Origin of the sequence: Streptomyces sp. NPDC058620, assembly GCF_042717135.1 — a bacterium.
In the GTDB taxonomy this organism is placed as follows: Bacteria; Actinomycetota; Actinomycetes; order Streptomycetales; family Streptomycetaceae; genus Streptomyces.
In genome coordinates this window covers 1-2458 of the sequence record NZ_JBHXQO010000139.1, presented here as the reverse complement: position 1 = coordinate 2458, position 2458 = coordinate 1, and the positions used below count along the sequence as shown (strand labels likewise).

Annotated in this window: 1 protein-coding gene; it reads right to left on the bottom strand. The window is 67.7% G+C overall.

The genetic code is table 11. From position 1 onward, the window contains the following. Positions 1 to 2429 (bottom strand): condensation domain-containing protein (locus ACFWSK_RS37655; protein WP_383796669.1); only part of this gene is annotated, 2429 nt, incomplete at its 3' end. Positions 2430 to 2458 lie beyond the last annotated feature (29 nt).

Sequence of the window (2458 nt, the reverse complement as noted above, 5' to 3'; positions counted from 1 at the left end):
TCCGCACCCAGCAACAACGTCCCGACACCAGGAACATCCTGCGGCTCCAGAACCCCCAACAACGACGGCACCACACTCGCCGCACCCACTGCACCGGCACGCAGCATCGACGTCAGCAGCGCCGCCTCCGTCCGCTCCTCAGACGTGGCCACCACCAACACACCACCCAACGCCAGCGTCACCGCCACATCCAATACCGCGGCATCAAAGCTGAACGACGCGAACTGCAACACCCGCACCCCCGGCCCCGCACCCAACACCGGCCCCAGAGCCGACACCATACCCACCACACCACCATGCGCGACCTGCACACCCTTCGGCCGACCCGTCGACCCCGACGTATAAATCACATACGCCAACTGATCAACAGACACAGCAACCTCAGGCGCCCGCGACGGAAGACCATCCAGCGCACCCACAACCGCCGGGTCGTCCAGCCACACCACCTGCTCAACCGGCATCCCCTCCACCAGCGACCGCTCACCCACCACCACCCGCACACCCGCATCCCCGAGCATGAACTCCAACCGATCCACCGGATACTCCGGATCCAACGGCAGATACGCACCACCCGCCTGCCACACCCCAAGCATCGCCACCACCATGCCCACCCCACGCGGCAGACACAGACCCACCACCGACTCCGCACCCACCCCCACCCCACGCAAATAATGCGCCAGACGACTCGCCCGACCCATCAACCCCCCATACGTCAACGACTCCCCACCCACCACCACAGCCACCGCATCCGGAGACGCGCCCGCACACCCAGCAATCAACTCATGCACACCACCCACCAACGGCAACACCACCGAAGAGGCATTCCACCCCTCCACCACCAGCTCACGCTCGCCAACAGACAGCACCGGCAGCTCACCCACCCGCTGCCTGGCATCCACGGCGACGGCTTCCAGTAACGCAACCAGATGGCCGGCCATTCGCTCCATGGTCGCCGCGTCGAACAGGGCGGTGCTGTACTCGATCGCTCCCGCCAGGTCACCCTCGTTGTCCGCCAGCATGACGGCCAGGTCGAAGTTCACTGAGCTCGCCGCCAGCACGCCGACCGGCGACGCGTCGGCCCCCTCGCGCTCGTCGGGCCGATCCTGGGCGTCGTCGTGACGCGTGGGCCCCTCGGGCGTGTAGTTGAAGAACACTTGGAAGAGGGGAGTGCGGGACCGGTCCCGCTCGGTGACGAGGTCGTCCACCAGCTGCTCGAACGGCAGATCCTGGTGCGCGTACGCGGCCAGAGCCACCTTCCGTACGCGGCCGAGCAACTCGGTGAAGGTCGGGTCGCCGGACAGGTTGGTACGGAGCACCAGCGTGTTCACGAAGAACCCGATCAGGTCCTCCGTCTCCGCACGGTTCCGGTTCGCGACCGGCGTGCCCACCACCACGTCGTCCGACCCCGCGTACCAGCCGAGCAGCACGTTGAACGCGGCCAGCAGCGTCATGGACATCGTCACGCCGTTCTTGCGGGACAGAGCCCGCAAGGCATCTGCGGTCTGCGCGGGAACAGTGAAGTCGGTCGCCGCTCCGTCGGTGGACCGTACCGGCGGGCGCATCCTGTCCGTCGGTAACTCGAGCGCGGGCAGGGCCGCCAACTGGGCGCGCCAGTAGGTCAGATGAGAGTCCAGTACGTCTCCGTCCAGCCACTGCCGCTGCCATACCGCGAAGTCCGCGTACTGCACGGCCAGCGGCGGCAACGGGTCCGGCTCACCCGCGTGGAAGGCCACGTAGAGGGCGGAGAGCTCCTCGCGGAGTATGCGTACCGACCACTCGTCGAATGCCACGTGGTGCACTGCCAAGGCCAGTACGTGCTCGTCAGCGGATACCCGAATCAGAGTGGCCCGGACCAGCGGCCCGCGGGCGAGGTCGAACGGTGCCATCACCTCTGCGGCCACCAGCTTCCGGGCGGCTGCCACCGGATCGTCGTGACCCGAGACGTCCGCCAGCGGCAGCACGAAGGGGGCAGGCTCGTCGATCACCTGGTGTGCGACACCGTCCGCGCCCACCACCAGTCTGGTTCGCAGGACCTCGTGCCGCCTCACCACCGCGCCCAGCGCCGCGGTCAGTGCCGCGACGTCCAGGTCTCCGGGCCATCGCACCAGCAAGGGAACGTTGTACTCCGTCGACCCTGGCTCCAGCTGGTCCAGGAACCACAGACGCTGCTGTGCGAAGGACAACGGAAGATCGCGGTCCCGGCTCGCCGCCGTGATGGGAGGCGCGGCGATCCCCTGGGCCGATCCGTCGACCACTGCCGCCAGCTCACGGACTGTCGGGTGGTCGAACAGCGCGGAGAGGGCGACCTCGGTCGCGAACACGGTCCGTATGCGGGACACGACCTGCGTGGCGAGGAGCGAATGTCCGCCGAGTTCGAAGAAGTTGTCGTGGGCCCCGACCCGGTCGACGCCCAGAACCTGCGCCCACACACCCGCCAACAACTCCTCGGTCGCGTTCG